Genomic DNA, 15238 nt, shown 5'->3' on the forward strand with positions numbered 1-15238 from the left:
GAAGTGACTGCAGAGGTACTTACTGAATGTCTTCCGCGTTTTGACTTCAGTGAATTTGAGGTGCCAACACCTCCTGAAAATAACCAAACAGCAATTGCAATAAGTTAAGATTAACATCTTAATTTATTTTCTTTTTTTAAAACAGGAAAAGTGAACACAAAAAATAAAAAATATAATTATGGATTGCATGCCTCATCGGCAGCACCCATGACAACGCTGATTTCATCCCCAATATTTATTTCTGATATCTTTTTTGGAGATTCATTTTTAGCATTATAGTAAGCTTGAGCAAAATTCATAGTTATATAGAATACTTCCTTAAAATCCAGAATGAAGTCATCACCATCGATTTTATTTAAAATATCGATTAACTCCACTGCAATTTCACTAGTCTCTAAATTATTGCCAAATTCAGCACCAACATTAATCAGCATATTTACACCTAAGATAATATTTAAAATTCATTATTAATATAATTAGATTATATGAAAACTTGTCCAAAATGCAAAAGATTATTGAAAAAGGTATTTCACGGCGAACCGGCAGATGAATTGGCTATCGAATCATTGAACGGTGAAATAATCCTAGGCAACTGTTGTGAAAGCGAGTATAATTATTATTGTGAATATTGTGATGAGTTTTTCCGATTATAAACCTAACATGTCCTTATCAGGATTAGCATTTTTAAACAAATTAATTTTAACATCCCTTTTCCAGGTAAACTTAAGCAAACCGGCGTGAATTATTTTCAAATCCTCATCTGAAAAGCCGTCCAAATAGTATATTTTACCCCTCTTTCCCACATTCATCATGAATCTAATCAGATGCCTATGCACCATGACTGAAAAAGGCTTATATACAATTATATCATCAGTGATATATTCCAACAGCATTTCAAGTTCAAAAACATCGGGAGCAATCACCTCAACATCACAATTTGGAAATTTTTCCAGAATAACTTCTTCGTAATCCAAATCATCACCATTAATAAATATTAGATTAACCAATATTAAAATTATGGCTAATAAAAATGTGGAGTTGATGAGGGGAGAACCTGAGAAAGCTGTCAAAAAATTAGCTATCCCAATCATGATTTCAATGATTCTTACCGCATTGTACAACATCGTTGACGGTATTTGGGTAGCAGGTCTGGGACCGACAGCCATTGCAGGAATTGGATTTGTAACACCCATATTTATGGTGTTGAACGGCGCAAGCGTAGGGCTTGGAAATGGTGCTACAAGCAGTATTTCAAGATTTATCGGAGCGAAAAATCATGAAATGGCGAATAAATCTGCAACACAGTCGTTATTTATCTTTTTAATTGCTTCAATTATTTTAACAATAATCTTTATTATAATACAGGAGCCTCTGCTTAGAAGCTATGGTGCGACAGGACAAACTCTAAAGGAAGCTGTGGCTTATGCAACACCCCTATTTTTAGGTTTAATTGCATTTATGTATTCAAATGGTTGCAGCGGTATCCTTCGTGGGGAAGGAGATATGAAAAGGGCAATGTATGTCGTTGTTGCAACCGTGATTTTAAATGCATCACTTGATCCTATATTCATCTACATCATGGGCTTCGGTTCAGCGGGAGCATCCCTTGCAACAATTGTAAGCTCAGCTATTGCAGCCATAATAATGTTGTACTGGATTTTAATTAAAAAAGATACTTATGTCAATGTCACTCTTAAAAATTTCAAGTTTGACTCAAAACTTACAAAAGACATTCTTAAAGTGGGAATTCCATCCGCACTTGACATGTTGATAATGGCAATTGCAATGTCAATATATCTGATTTTGATTTCACGGGTCGGAGGAGACTATGGAATTGCAACCTTCACAACCGGCCAGAGATTATATCTATTTGCAATAATGCCGCTTACAGCAATCGGGTCTGCAGTTATTGCAGTATCGGGAAGTGCATTTGGTGCTAAAAATGGAGATTACCTTTCAAGAACACACAAATACGGTGCAAAATGCGGATTGGCCTTAGGAGCCGTACTGAGTTTAATTTTAGTAGTATTTGCCACACCACTAGCTACAGTCTTCGCATATACTCCAGAAACCGCAAGTTTAGTTCCGGGAATTGCACAGTACCTTCAAATTGTATGTCCTGCTTTGATTTTAACAGGTATCGGACTCCCATCAAGCTTTTTCTATCAGGGCATCGGAAAGGGAACATACAGCCTAATGTTTACAATATTAAGGGAAATTATCTTTGTAGTTCCATTGATGCTGGTGTTCGTATTTGTACTGAACTGGGGTTTGGTCGGTATTTGGCTAGGTTTATGTATCGGAAGGGCCATAGCAAGTATCATTAACTATGTATTTGCCAGATACGAAATCAAAAGAACAAGAGCCAAATTTGGAAATTAAGAGTTGAACGCTCTTAAACTTTTTTTATTTTTATAATTGATATTTACTTTAAACACTACAATATTGATTTAACCATCTTAAATTGCTTTAAAAAATAACATACTAATTTATAAGTCTTTAATTCATATATAAGTATTACAAATATAATACAGGCTAAAAATATGAATGAAAAAGATTTTAATATAAGAACAAAAGTTATACAAGAAACATTTAATGATATGAGAGCGATAAAATGCGCTACACCTGAAAACATTAGAAAAGTTGATGAAGACATTTATCCCGGCGGAGACATATTTACAACAGAAGACGGCGATTTTATTGATTTGGAATTTCAGATGAATGACTTCAACGAGGACGAACTTGTAAAATATGTTGAATTGGCCGAATCGTTATACAAAAAACACCAAAGGCATGTTTCGATTTACATAATATGTCCAAAGGGAATTAACGTATGCGTAAAAGAATGTGAAATCAAATCAGAAGCTGATTTTACCATCAAACTGGCTTGCATCCAGGAAGATCCATGTAAACTAGTACTCAACGTGATTAAAGAAAAAGTAAAAAATGGGGATTTGCTTAACGGAGAGGACATGTTTGCCCTATCCATACTTCCGGTCATGTGCAATCCAGAAGATAGAAATTATTATAGAAAAGAATATTTTAGGATAATAAATCAAATATCCTAAATTACTTATTCCATTTTAAAATAGTTTTTCCGAATTTGGAGATATGGTCTGTGTCAAATGCTTCCTTCAGGTCATCCAGAGAATTTATCTCACATATGCCTGTGATTAATTTTTCTAGATATTCAAACAATTTGGGATTCTCTTTCAGGGTTTCTATAACCCCAATGAAATCCTGCCTATCTGACCTGCTGTTTCCTTGAATGGTCAAACCCTTCTCTAAAACCATACGGGTGTTGATTGGTATTGGGTATTCGCTGACCCCAAACAAGTTTATTGAACCTTGAGGGTTAATAATATCGATTATCTGGTCAATTGCAGTTTGAGATGCACTGGAACCGACACATTCAAAAGCATGGTCGACAACAAAATCATCAGGCACATTATGAATCTGATAAATTCCGTCTACAAATGTAAACAGATCCAAGTTTTCCAAATGTTTACCAAAAACAAACACTTCAGAATTAGGGAATTTTTCCTTTAAAAGAAGTGAAGTTATAAAACCCAAATTACCGTCTCCCCAAACACCGAGCTTATCTTTTGGAGTGACAGCTATCTGGTTGAATCTCTCGATTCCCTGATAAGCTACCGTAATCAATTCAATGAATGCAGATACATTCAAATTAAAATCATCAGGTATCTTTACAACCCTATCAGAATCCAATTTGATCAAATCAGATGTGAATCCGTCGAAACCGCTTCCCCTGAATCTTGATTTGTATGAGTAGTTGGCCCTGCAGACATCATCTCCGCAAGGGGTGTTCGGAATCATTACAACCATGTCCCCAGAGGTGAAATTTCCTTCACTGTCAAACACCACTTCACCAACGCCTTCATGGATTAATGCCATCGGCAATTTCTCCTCTAAAATTTCGGCAGGCCTTGAACCCTGATAGTACCTCTGGTCAGCCTGACAAATTGAAAGGTGGGTCGGCCTTACAACAACTCCATCCAATTCAATTTCATCAATCGATTCTTCAAAAAATTTTGGAGACTTTAATCTATAAACAATGTTAATCATGAATATCCTCAAGTATTGTATTTGCTAATTTTAAGTCATAAGGGTATGTAATTTTAATATTTGTCACTTCACCATCAACTAGATGTACATCCTCATCCTTAAGTGTGAAGATTTTGCATGCATCTGTAAGAATATTACTTTCCTCTTCTGTTAAACTGGTGATTAAGTTAAAAAGTTTCTTTATATTGAAGCTCTGTGGCGTTTGGCCTTGGTAATAATAATCCCTCACAGGGATACTTTCTATAGTTTCACCATTAATGCTCTCGACAATGGTGTCCGTAGCCGGAACAACGGTATCACATGCCCCATATTTCCTTGCAGCCTTAATGTTATCTTCAATAATCCTATGGGTTACGAATGGACGCACTGAATCGTGTGTAACGATTATTGAGTCCTCATCGATTCCGAAATTTTCATCAATGTAGGAAATGCTGTTCATTATTGTATCATTTCTTGTCTGACCCCCTTCAATCACAACAACATTGTCGCAATTCGGAATATGTTCATCAATCAAGTGAATAGTATGGTTTATGAAATTTTTTGGTGTCAGGACAATGATTTTATCAATGTCTCTGTTGATTACAAATTTTTCGATTGTATGGACTATTACCGGTTTATTGCCCAGATTCAAAAATTGCTTAGGAGTATCTGTGCCTCCCATTCTTGATCCGATACCGCCTGCCAAAATAGCTGCAAAAATCATCTAAATTACTCCTTTTTAAAAATTATCATATAATGGGATTTGCCGTTTGGATAATCCGCACCAAGTTCATCATTCAGATATACCTTTTCAAGACCATGTTTGGCAAACAATTCACATAACCTTTCCGGAGAACTTTTAATGTCGACAGGAGGCCCGTGAGGAATTTCAATTGGGTTAAAATCAACGATTGCAATCTTACCGTCATCATTGACTAATCTTTTAAGTTCATCGATAACCACATCTTCTTTTTGGGATGTCTTAAATCCATGGAACACATTAATCATCAATATAACATCAACGGATGAATCTTCAATCTCATGAATGCCTTCAGTAATGTCACCCACAATATTAAACAAATTTTCAACATCATTTTCATTTTTATATTCCTTTAAACCTTCCATGGACTCCTCATGAATATCTACTGCATAAACAACACCTTCCGGAAGATATTTTTCAATTGCACTGATGGAAATGTAACCATCACCGCAACCGGCATCCATAAAAGTCTCACTGCCTTCAAGATTCAATTCAATTAAAATTTCATCAGAATCTAAAAATTTTGCACTTGATTTCCCATGATGCTTATGGCCCATATACATCACCCATATTTCTAAATAATAATCTTTAAAAAATACTATTTAAAAGTTTTAAAAAAAAGAAAAAATGTTTGAGTTAAAAAATCATTCTTTTTCAAACATTATCAAATAATGAGATTTGCCTTCAGGAATATCCTCACCTATTTCCTCGTTTAAATAAGTCATCTTAAGACCGTGATTATTGAACAATTCTTCAAGGTCCTGAGGAGAACTTCTGACCGGTGTTGGGGGGCCTTTTGGCACATCCCATGCCTTGTAATCCATAATAGCTATTTTTCCATCATTTTTAACTATTCTGGCCAATTCATCCACAGCCTCATCCATTTTTCTTGAAGCCTTAAATCCATGAAATACATTGACCATCAAAACAACATCCACTGATGAGTCTTCAACACCCGGAATGCCCTCAGTAATGTCCGCTTCAATATTAATTAAATTTTCAACATCATTCTCTTGCTTATATTTTTCCATATCCTCAATAGAAGCATCATATATATCTACTGCATAAACAGTTCCCTTATGATTATAATCTTCAAGAACTTTGATTGCATTGTGACCGTCGCCACAACCGGCATCCATAAAAGTCTCGTCACCATTTAACTTCAACTCTTGAATAATCTCATCAGAATCAAGGAAATGTGCACTTGAAAATCCATGAGCCCTATGTCCATTTGCGGGTAACATCATAATTTCACCTAAATTATAATCTTTAAAAAATAGTATTTAATAATTATCAATGTGATGTGATATGAATATCAGTTAAAAATAGTTAAAATAAATAAAAAAAAGTTATAAGAGGATTATTTTTTCCAGGTTTGTTTTACTCCCCTTCCTCTTTTACTACCAGGTTTAGTATAACTTCTTTTTGGCCTGGTTCTTCTGTTAGTTCCTTTAACTTTAGCCATAATCTTCCCTCCTTAAAATCAATAATTATAAAATTAGAATTATATATAACATAAAAATATTTGTTTTCAACATATTTAAAGCTTTTCTTTAAGTGGTGTATTCAGCATTAATTTTAACATAATCATAAGTTAAATCACAGCCCCATGCAGTAGCCTCACCATCACCCAAATCCATATCAATATTTACTGTGACGTTTTTGGATTGCATGATTTTTTCAGCTCGCTCAAGGTATGGTGTGTCTTCAAATGCCAGGATTTCACCTTTTCTTACAAGGTCAACCTCATCTTCATCATCAGCTATGGCAATAGTGACAATGTCCGGATTTAAATCACATCCGGAATATCCGATTGCAGAAACAATTCTTCCCCAATTCGGATCGCCACCGAAAACGGCGGACTTGAATAAACTTGATGAAACAATTGATTTTGCCGCAAGTTTTGCATCTTCAAAATCTTTAGCTCCACATACATTAGCTTCGATGAATTTAGTGGCTCCTTCACCATCACGGGCCATTTTCTTAGCCAAATCTATGCACAAGTAATTTAAAGCATCCTGAAAATTAGAATCTATTTCCCCATTGCGGACAACTTCAACACCTGATGCTCCGTTGGCCATCATCAGGCAAGTATCATTGGTACTTTCATCACCATCGACAACAATCATGTTGAAGCTTATATCTGCAGCCTTCTTTAACGCCTTGTTAATGCTTTTGGCAGGAATAATCGCATCACTAACAATGAATGATAGCATTGTTCCCATATTTGGAGCAATCATTCCACTGCCTTTGGTAATTCCTGCAATTCTAACTGATTCACCAGTGGTTAAAGTTACTTCAACGGCACATTCCTTTGGAAATGTATCGGTAGTCATGATTGCACGAGCGGCGGCAAGGGAATTTTCCGGCTTATTTCCAAGTTTGGAAATGGACTCATAAGCCACTTTCGAAATAATGTCAATCGGCATTTCACGGCCTATAACTCCTGTTGATGCTATAGCTATTTCATCTTTTGGTATTTCCAAATCACGGGAAACAAGTTCCACCAAAGTTTCACAGTCTTTGAAACCTTGACTTCCTGTAAAACAATTAGCATTTCCACTATTTACAAAAACCGCAGATAAGAATCCGTTTTTTATAGCTTTTTTCGTATAGCTTACAGGAGCTGCAACAACCTTGTTTGATGTGAAAACCGCTGAAGCGGTACTGTTTGGAGATACGATAATAGTAACCCCATATTTGCCTTCACGTGCTCCGGATACTTCAAGATTTCCTATATTGGAAAATCCTCCATCAATATTTCTGATAAAATCCATAAAAATCACAAATAAAATAAATCAATAATTTAAATTACCATTATAGGTAATATTATACTCTTCCCTATCGCTTATATTGTTATAATCAATGTAGTCCATATCATAATCAAAATCAGTATGATTTTTGGTCAAATTATTGGTCATTTCCACAGTTACATTTTCAACATGAGGCCCATCATCTTCAGAACCGCCAAGAGCCATAGAAACACCAATACCTGCGCCAATAACAAATGCAACCAACACTAAAACTATGACAAACAATGTGGTCCTGCTGGATTTTCTAGGTTTGCGATGTTTGTTCATGCCCATTCTTTTAGTTTGTGGCGGAGGAGAGGTATACCTCGGTTTCAACACTCTTTTATCATTTTTCTTTCGTCTTCTCATGATACTTCTCTTCTATATCGATTAAACAACAAATGCATAAACTAAAGCTAAAATAACTCCAACGAATCCGAATACACCAAGCCCTAAGATATGCATCAAATAAACGAAAATAAACACAAATGCGAATACTCCAATCAATTTCGGTTTTTCATTTTCAACCAAATTGATTAAGGTTCTTGTAAATTCAGATGGAATATTGTATGCATACAATCCGTTAGCAATTTCAAAGACAACCAGTGACAGAGGAGATGTTGATTTTAAATCATCAACCAATTGAGCTCGCTCACCAGCTTCTCTTCTACTCCTTCCAATACCAGCCCTTATTTTAGCACCATTATCAAGTGCAAACCAAGCAGCATCAAGACCTGCCCGAATAGCCAAATCTTTTGATGGGAACCTTGCAATAAAATCATCCCCACCTTCCCGATAGCCTTCAAGTTCGCCTTCACATTCTGATTCTATGAAATTCTTAATTCCATTCATAAGTTCAACAAGCTGATTTCTGCCATGTTTATTAATAAATTTAGTGGAGTCTATTAAATCAATGAATAAATAATTTTCCAAATCGACAGGGTGTGATTCCCTAAGCAAAAATGGGGAATCAAATACCAATGCATACTCGCCGCCCAGTTTAGTAAATGCAACACCCGGAAATAAACCGACATCTTGAGTGTAGTGGATTGCCCTTTCTATAGCGGCCGCACCAGTCATTCCAACAGCAGATATTACTTGAATTCCTTCAGATAAGCCAATGCCAATAAGTTCAATTGCAACTCTAATCGCATCGTTTTTGCTTAACATTTTTGCAACAAGTTCAGTGTCTGTTTTTTCAACAATTTCTCCCGCTTCATTTTCAATAATCTTGACAAAAATATTGATCATATTGGAAGGATGCGGAATCTCAATATAAAAATAACGGTCACTTCCCATGATGATATTACTAACCAAAGCGTATTCTTCAATCTTATTCTCGGCAGGAGACAATTCATGGAAAGTATATTCCGCAGGAATATTTTCAGCACCCACATCACGAATAAGATTTTGTAGAATAGTTTCTGATGTAATTTCCGCTTTTTCAAGCTCAAAAAGAATAGTTTGAGTATAGTTAAATAACTCTACATATTCTGTTTCAAGAGAATTTGTTGGAAAGAATTTAGTTCCAACAGCGATAGGATTAAGATTAGTAGTAAGCTTAATAAACGACTTTGTTAAGCCATTAGCCATCCAAACCTCCTCCTTTTTCAAGTTCTATCTCAAAATCGCCAGGATTTTCCAAAAGCATGTCCGGCTTAACAGAAACAAATGGGAATTTCCAAGATCCCAATCTGCCTGCAATAGTACTTGCAATGTTTCTGGAGTTTCTTTTTATGAAAATTTCATCATGTTCATTAACACGAATTAAAATGTTATAAGGGGCATTTTCAGTTACTTCATCAGCCAATAGGATATTTAACTCGAAAGTGCCCGGTTTTGTAAACAGGTCATTTCGAACAGCTATTAACGGTTTTTTTTCAAGGCCTAACCTATCGGCAATAGTCACAGAAATATTGCCTGCATTTTTAACGGCAACTTTATAATCTTTAGGATGAACCAATACGAAAATAACATAAGGTGCGGCAATTTCAACATCATCCACCATTTCCACAATCTTGTTAAACATTGGAATTCTTGAAAAGATGCTTTCAAGCTTTGAACCGGCATTATTTTCATTATCAATACGGATAATAGCCTGCTTAGCTATATTTAATGGAGAAATCTCTAAACCTTCCTTGCCTGTATAAATTTCCCATCTTTTAAAGTTTAATTCTTTGATGATTTCATCACAGATATGTTGTAAGATATTCTTATCTTTTTTAGGCTTTTTAGGCTTTCCAAATGTCAATCTTCCATTTTCAATGACAAAAGGAATTCTCATAGAAGAAATATTTCTGAATTCAGCAGCATAATCTCTGAATTTATCATTAGACAATATTTTTGCTCTTTCGGTTGTAGCAATCTCAAGAATGAAATGATCTGCATCATTGCCTGCTGGAACTTCCTCTACATTTTCACTTTCCATCAATCTTTCAAATTTTTCTCTATCGTCAATATCATGGCGAAGTGATGCATCAGCAATAATTACAAACTCGTCTTCACCCTCTTCTAAAGCTTTAACGGCCGCAAGGATATTAGACATTTGAGGTTGTCCTTTTTCATTTTTTATATAGTGTGCTACGTTTGAAGCATCTACAACAACTTTCACAATATCACCTAAAAAATCTATTAATATAAAATTTGCTCAGTATATTATATATGTATAATCTCCATATTTAAAGTTAATTTTTAAAAAAAAAATTAGATTTTATTTCTAGGGAAGTTTCCAAATAAAAACCTTTCCCCGCCAACATTATTAAGATATACTTCTATTTCATCTTCAGAAATATTATAAACAACATAAGAATTTAGATTCTTTCCTCTTAGCTTATAAGAAGAAAGAGAACCTGCATTAACGATTATTGTATCGTTAAGTTTCCAAATATTTGGAACATGCTTATGTCCTGACAAGACCAAATCAACGCCATGTGTTGACAATGTTTTCAAGATATCTCCGGAATCGGATAGGATATTGCGTTCACGACCTGTTTGAGGAATCGGAATAAGATGGTGGTGAAAAGCAACAATCATAAAATTCTCATTAATGACGCACTCATCCAATTGGTGTTCCAGCCACAAATGCTGAGGTCGTCCAATATGCCCCCTATTTTCATCAGGAGTGCTGCTATCCAGCCCAATAACAGTTAAATCATCACCCATAGTTAGTTTCCAACTTCTCTCACCAATCAATTCCTCAAAAGTTTGATATCCCAAATTACGAGAATCATGGTTACCTGGAACCGCAAATAAAGGAGCTTCAAACACTTCCAAATATTTTGTAACCTGTTCAAACTCCGCATAATATCCATTTTCTGTCAAATCACCAGTCAATATAATCATGTCCGGATTTAACTGATTGATTTCACTTGCCGCTTGCATGAAAATTTCCTCATTGAAATCTGATCTGGAAACATGCAAGTCGGAAATATGGGCAATAACTGTCATATTATCTATTGGTTTAATTTCATGATGGCTTCTGCCAAATCGCCTTTACATTCTTCTAATGCTGCTCTTGCATCATCTTCAGAAACATTAGCGCTGTTAGCCACCATTTCTACATCTTCATCGGGAATTTCAATCTCATATTCAAGTTCCACTTCACGGGCTTTACCATCAATTTGATAGGTTTCCTGACCCATCACATTCATTAGACTTACACCAGGATTATCAATGATTAATTCTTTATCATCAAAGCGGATAATTACTTCACGGACGCCTTCAAGCTCTTCCATTTTCATTCCCATTTTTTTCATTTGTCTTTCCATCTGTTTCATTTGTTTCTTATTCATTCCAGGCATCATAAAAAATCCTCAATAAAATAACTATTTATAATTATGTTTTTAATTATTATTAAAATTTGCTTAATTTTTTAAAAAAAAAATAATATGGATTAATTTTCAAATCCATAAATTTCGGTTTCGAAGGTTTTTGCAACATCCTTTAAAACTTCAGGAATGTTGATTTGTTGAGGGCATTCCTCCAAGCATGCTTCACATTCAATGCAGTCAGAAGCTATTCCAACATCAGGAAGTTTTGAATAGTTCAGATAGGCATTTCCCTGCTGAGTCCAATCGTCCCTTCCAAGAATCTTATGTTTATTATATAAATCAAAGAGTTTTGCTATATTAATCTCTTCAGAGCAGGCATCGACGCAGTATCTGCATTTTGTGCAGTCCACAGTGATATTGCTATTGATAATCTCTGAAACCTCTTCAAGAAGATTTAATTCATCGTCGTTTAATGGATCTGCATTGTTGAATTCATCGATATTGTTTTGCAGCTGCTCAAAACTGCTTGCACCAGTGAAAACAACACAGACATCCAAATTGGCTACAAATCTCATTGCCCATGAAACAACTGATCTGTCGGGGTCATGCTCTTTCATGAGTTTTTCTGCTTCTTTCGGCACATCTGCAAGAAAACCTCCCTTATACGGCTCCATAACCATTACCGGCTTATTGTATTTTTTTGCAACATCCAAACATTTTTTGGATTCGATTGCTTCATCTTCCCAATCAAGATAATTGATTTGCAATAATACAAACTCTATTTCAGGATGGTCAAATAACAACTCTTCCAAAAATTCTGCATTACCATGAGTTGATAAACCAATGTGCTTAATAAAACCTTCATCTTTTTTCTTTTGAATAAAAGAGTATAAATCAACATTTTTCCAAGCATTTTCAGTATAACCGCTTACATTATGCAACAAATAATAATCAAAATAATCCACACCGCAATTTTCAAGCTGTTCAGCGAATATAGGTTCCAATTGTGATTCTTCAGTAATCACAAACAGCGGCAATTTGGTTGAAATTTTAAATGATTCACGGGGATATCTCTCAACTACAGATTTTCTAAAAGCCAATTCGCCTATACCATCATGATAGATATACGCTGTGTCAAAGAGATTAAATCCGCTTTCCATATACAAATCAACCATTTTGTTTACCTGTTCAAAATCAATGCTTTTAAAATCATCTTCATTTAAAAGCGGCAACCTCATCATTCCCATTCCTAACTGAACCATGTTATCTCCTCAATCATCCCTTTTTTTATCAAATAAGCTCATCACGCACTACGCAATTAGCCATATTTCCTCATATTTAAATTTTTACTAATTATTATTATATCCATTATAGATAATAAATTTTCGTTTAAATTTAAAGAAACATCATTAGCATCAAGGATAAGATAAAATATAAATACATATACCTTCTAGAGATTTCATTTGAAAAAAAATTTTTTAATTAGGTAAACCATAATTATCCTTATGAAAAAGACACGATGCAACTGGGTAAGCGATGATGAAGTTTACATCAGATATCATGATGAGGAATGGGGAATTCCGACACATGATGACCATGAACTGTTTGAAATGCTTGTTTTGGAATCATTTCAGGCGGGCCTTTCCTGGATTACCATTTTAAAAAAGCGTGAAAACTTTAAAAAGGCATTTGATGATTTTGATGTTGAAAAAGTGGCCAATTATGGTGAAGATAAAGTTGAAGAACTAAGAAATGATGAGGGAATTATTCGCCATAAAGGTAAAATCGCCTCCGCCATCAATAATGCAAAAATATTTATTGAAATCCAAAAGGAATTTGAAAGCTTTGATAAATATATCTGGTCATTTACGAATGGAAAAATTATAAAAGGAGAATTTTTAACGGAATCCGAACTTTCAAAAACCATTTCAAAAGACTTGAAAAAACGTGGAATGAAATTTGTTGGTCCGACAATCATTTATTCATATCTTGAGTCAATAGGCATAATTGACAATCATCAAAAAGATTGCTATAAATTTTGATTAAAAATTAGAAATAAAGTAATGGGAGTAAATAAGACTACTCTTCCAATAAGATTATGTCTTTTGGATCTATTTTTAAATAATCCGGAACTGTAAATTCATGCTCATCAATCTGCTTATCAGATTTCCACCATAGACCGTTTGCCAAGGTTATCTCCCATTCAAAAGGCATTTCCATTACTGTTGAATTATGTGTGTCAAACGCATTGACATCATCTTTTTCGGCAGCAGTGAAATCATGTGCCCTTATTCCAATATGATTGATATTAGGTGAAATTTTTTCAGCTACTTCAAATGTGACTCCCCAATCTAAAGATTTGAGATGATAATCATCAATAATTTCGACTTTGGAAATATTTTTACATCCTGTAAGCCTGGCGACTTGAACTTTTCTTGGATTCTCGAAGATGTCATAAGTGTCGCCCTTTGCTATAATTTTACCTTCATCCAACACTATAAGCTCATCACAGAACTGGAATGCCTCATCACGGTCATGAGTTACCATAATAGAAAATCCCTTAAAGTCCTTTAATGAATTTGCAAGTTCAATACGCAATTGCTCTTTTAAGAAAGTATCCATAGCACTGAACGGCTCATCCAACAATATTACATCAGGACCATAAGCCATTATACGGGCTAAGGCTACCCTTTGCTGTTGACCACCTGATAATTGCCTAGGATATCTTTTTTCCAATCCCTCTAAATGAAAACGTTTAATCATTTGAGCTACAACTGTTTCTTCATGTTCTTTAGGCAAACCAATAGCAATATTCTCTTCAACAGTCATATTAGGGAATAATGCATAATTCTGAAATAGGTAACCCACATTTCTCTTTTGAGGTTTTAAATTAATTTTTTTATCAGAATCAAAATAAATGTCATTTTCATCAGTGGTTACGCTCACAACTCCCTTATCAGGAGTCACAATACCTGCAATGGATTTCAATGTCATACTTTTACCGCAACCGGAAGGACCAAGAATACCTAAACGCCCTCTTCTCAATTCAAAATCGACATCCAAGTCAAATTCACTAAGTTCCATTTGGATATCTACTTTCAATAACTTATCACTCATAATCCATCCCTCTCAACTAAAGCGTATCATTTCCATTGCTTTTCCTTACGTATGGAAATATAATCCATGATGAAAATAGCTATAAACGATATAACAACAATAACTATTACATAATTAAAAGCTTCCCCCATATTACCTGCAGCCACTTCTGAGTAGACAGCCATAGGGAGAGTTCTAGTTTGACCGGCAATGTTACCTGCAAGCATAGCTGTAGCACCGAATTCTCCTAAACCACGAGCATAAGCAAGAATTCCACCACTGATAATTCCAGGCAATGCATTTGCAAATAAAACTTTCCAGAAAATTTTCCATTCTGACATACCTAATGTACGGCCGGCATCCAGCAGGTTTGAATCAACCTGTTCAAAAGCGCCCCTAGCGGAACGATACATTAAAGGAAAAGACATGACTACTGCAGCAATAACTGTTGCAGGCCATGAGAAAGCTATTTTCATAGCGAAAAATTCTATAAAAAAGCTACCAATTGGTCCTCTTACACCAAAGATATACAATAAAAAGAACCCTACAACGGTAGGGGGCAATACAATTGGGAGTGTAAAAATACCATCCAGTATAATCTTTAGTGTATCATTTTTAACCTTAACAAGCCAATAAGCAACAAACAAACCTACAAAAAAGGTTATGAAAATTGATAAGCTTGCAGTCTTCATTGAAATGAAAACCGGGGACCAATCAACAGCCATGTCTTTATCTCCTTTAATATTATTTAATTA

The 15238-nt window shown here is 34.9% G+C and carries 19 protein-coding genes; 4 read left to right on the forward strand and 15 right to left on the reverse strand.

What is annotated here, in order from left to right; genetic code table 11:
• Positions 1 to 176: 176 nt before the first annotated feature.
• Entirely contained in the window at positions 177 to 434 is a 258-nt protein-coding gene (locus tag ACJMLZ_RS01375; RefSeq protein ID WP_405303596.1) for a hypothetical protein, read from the reverse strand.
• 51 nt (positions 435 to 485) lie between these two features.
• Here ACJMLZ_RS01375 and ACJMLZ_RS01380 point away from each other — a divergent pair, with 51 nt between their 5' ends.
• Complete coding sequence (locus ACJMLZ_RS01380; RefSeq protein WP_405303597.1) at positions 486 to 653, forward strand: hypothetical protein; 168 nt, start codon at positions 486 to 488, stop codon at positions 651 to 653.
• Here ACJMLZ_RS01380 and ACJMLZ_RS01385 read toward each other — a convergent pair.
• Positions 648 to 974 (reverse strand): hypothetical protein, encoded by a 327-nt coding sequence (locus tag ACJMLZ_RS01385; RefSeq protein ID WP_405303598.1) that lies wholly within the window; start codon positions 972 to 974, stop codon positions 648 to 650. The genes ACJMLZ_RS01380 and ACJMLZ_RS01385 overlap by 6 nt on opposite strands.
• Before the next feature lie 43 nt (positions 975 to 1017).
• Here ACJMLZ_RS01385 and ACJMLZ_RS01390 point away from each other — a divergent pair, with 43 nt between their 5' ends.
• Together ACJMLZ_RS01390 and ACJMLZ_RS01395 are read left to right on the forward strand one after the other, a co-directional pair.
• Entirely contained in the window at positions 1018 to 2382 is a 1365-nt protein-coding gene (locus ACJMLZ_RS01390; RefSeq protein ID WP_405303599.1) for an MATE family efflux transporter, read from the forward strand.
• A gap of 218 nt (positions 2383 to 2600) precedes the next feature.
• The gene (locus ACJMLZ_RS01395) at positions 2601 to 3068 is read left to right on the forward strand and encodes a hypothetical protein (protein WP_405303600.1); all 468 of its coding nucleotides are present in this window, start codon (positions 2601 to 2603) and stop codon (positions 3066 to 3068) included.
• A gap of 1 nt (position 3069) precedes the next feature.
• On the opposite strand, the gene ACJMLZ_RS01400 is transcribed toward ACJMLZ_RS01395, so the two are convergent.
• The 11 genes from ACJMLZ_RS01400 to ACJMLZ_RS01450 form a co-directional block, all read right to left on the reverse strand.
• The gene (locus ACJMLZ_RS01400) at positions 3070 to 4086 is read right to left on the reverse strand and encodes an alcohol dehydrogenase catalytic domain-containing protein (RefSeq protein WP_405303601.1); all 1017 of its coding nucleotides are present in this window, start codon (positions 4084 to 4086) and stop codon (positions 3070 to 3072) included.
• Positions 4079 to 4789, reverse strand: a complete 711-nt coding sequence (locus ACJMLZ_RS01405; protein ID WP_405303602.1) for a 2-C-methyl-D-erythritol 4-phosphate cytidylyltransferase — start codon at positions 4787 to 4789, stop codon at positions 4079 to 4081. The genes ACJMLZ_RS01400 and ACJMLZ_RS01405 overlap by 8 nt, the downstream gene beginning before the upstream one ends.
• Positions 4790 to 4794: 5 nt before the next feature.
• Positions 4795 to 5382: a class I SAM-dependent methyltransferase gene (locus ACJMLZ_RS01410; RefSeq protein WP_405303603.1), complete on the reverse strand. Its 588-nt coding sequence runs from the start codon at positions 5380 to 5382 to the stop codon at positions 4795 to 4797.
• Between the two features lie 87 nt (positions 5383 to 5469).
• Positions 5470 to 6072, reverse strand: coding sequence for a class I SAM-dependent methyltransferase (locus tag ACJMLZ_RS01415; RefSeq protein ID WP_405303604.1), 603 nt, complete (start codon positions 6070 to 6072; stop codon positions 5470 to 5472).
• A 306-nt stretch (positions 6073 to 6378) separates the two neighbouring features.
• Positions 6379 to 7602, reverse strand: a complete 1224-nt coding sequence (gene argJ / locus ACJMLZ_RS01420; RefSeq protein WP_405303605.1) for a bifunctional ornithine acetyltransferase/N-acetylglutamate synthase — start codon at positions 7600 to 7602, stop codon at positions 6379 to 6381.
• A 21-nt stretch (positions 7603 to 7623) separates the two neighbouring features.
• A complete protein-coding gene (locus ACJMLZ_RS01425) occupies positions 7624 to 7986 on the reverse strand; it encodes a hypothetical protein (RefSeq protein WP_405303606.1) in 363 nt (120 codons plus the stop codon).
• Between the two features lie 21 nt (positions 7987 to 8007).
• Positions 8008 to 9210, reverse strand: a complete 1203-nt coding sequence (locus ACJMLZ_RS01430) for a hypothetical protein (RefSeq protein ID WP_405303607.1) — start codon at positions 9208 to 9210, stop codon at positions 8008 to 8010.
• On the reverse strand, positions 9203 to 10228 hold the full coding sequence (locus ACJMLZ_RS01435) for an NYN domain-containing protein (RefSeq protein WP_405303608.1): 1026 nt from the start codon (positions 10226 to 10228) through the stop codon (positions 9203 to 9205). Before ACJMLZ_RS01435 ends, ACJMLZ_RS01430 begins: the two co-directional genes overlap by 8 nt.
• 92 nt (positions 10229 to 10320) lie before the next feature.
• Positions 10321 to 11064 (reverse strand): metallophosphoesterase family protein, encoded by a 744-nt coding sequence (locus ACJMLZ_RS01440; protein WP_405303609.1) that lies wholly within the window; start codon positions 11062 to 11064, stop codon positions 10321 to 10323.
• Positions 11065 to 11069: 5 nt separating this feature from the next.
• Entirely contained in the window at positions 11070 to 11420 is a 351-nt protein-coding gene (locus ACJMLZ_RS01445) for a nascent polypeptide-associated complex protein (protein WP_405303610.1), read from the reverse strand.
• A gap of 89 nt (positions 11421 to 11509) precedes the next feature.
• Entirely contained in the window at positions 11510 to 12649 is a 1140-nt protein-coding gene (locus ACJMLZ_RS01450) for an aldo/keto reductase (protein ID WP_405303611.1), read from the reverse strand.
• 243 nt (positions 12650 to 12892) lie between these two features.
• Between ACJMLZ_RS01450 and ACJMLZ_RS01455 the strand changes: the two genes are divergently transcribed.
• Complete coding sequence (locus ACJMLZ_RS01455) at positions 12893 to 13429, forward strand: DNA-3-methyladenine glycosylase I (protein WP_405303612.1); 537 nt, start codon at positions 12893 to 12895, stop codon at positions 13427 to 13429.
• A gap of 37 nt (positions 13430 to 13466) precedes the next feature.
• Here the strand turns inward: ACJMLZ_RS01455 and ACJMLZ_RS01460 are convergent, their stop codons facing one another.
• Positions 13467 to 14504 (reverse strand): sulfate/molybdate ABC transporter ATP-binding protein, encoded by a 1038-nt coding sequence (locus tag ACJMLZ_RS01460; protein WP_405303613.1) that lies wholly within the window; start codon positions 14502 to 14504, stop codon positions 13467 to 13469.
• A gap of 26 nt (positions 14505 to 14530) precedes the next feature.
• A complete protein-coding gene (modB, locus tag ACJMLZ_RS01465; RefSeq protein WP_405303614.1) occupies positions 14531 to 15208 on the reverse strand; it encodes a molybdate ABC transporter permease subunit in 678 nt (225 codons plus the stop codon).
• Between the last annotated feature and the right edge of the window lie 30 nt (positions 15209 to 15238).

It is taken from the genome of Methanobrevibacter sp. (assembly GCF_045126245.1).
GTDB lineage: Archaea > Methanobacteriota > Methanobacteria > Methanobacteriales > Methanobacteriaceae > Methanocatella.